The organism is Chryseobacterium sp. SIMBA_029, assembly GCF_046535275.1.
GTDB lineage: Bacteria > Bacteroidota > Bacteroidia > Flavobacteriales > Weeksellaceae > Chryseobacterium.
The window spans coordinates 1-268 of the sequence record NZ_JAWRXA010000368.1 but is presented as its reverse complement, the minus strand read 5'-3'; the positions used below and the strand labels follow the sequence as shown (position 1 = coordinate 268).

The window sequence follows — 268 nt, the reverse complement described above, 5'->3', positions numbered from 1 at the left end:
ATCGATTTGCCCCATCGACGAAAGTGCCTTGATGTCCTCCTTCTTTGATCCCGCCGTCATTTCCATCTATCTCGAAGTCATCATGATCAACATCATCCTCTCCGGGGATAATGTGATCGTCATCGGCATGGCGGCGGCCGGTCTGGCGCCGGAGCTGCGCGGCAAGGCGATCGTGGCGGGCATTGCTGCTGCTGCGGTGATCCGCATCGTCTTTGCGATCATCGCTGCCGAACTGCTTGTCATCAAGGGGATCAACCTGATCGGCGGC

At 57.8% G+C, this 268-nt stretch carries 1 protein-coding gene; it reads left to right on the top strand.

Annotated features, from left to right (window positions below; genetic code table 11):
* The coding region (locus SB679_RS24490) for a TerC family protein (protein WP_410704869.1) at positions 1-268 on the top strand (268 nt) is incomplete at both ends.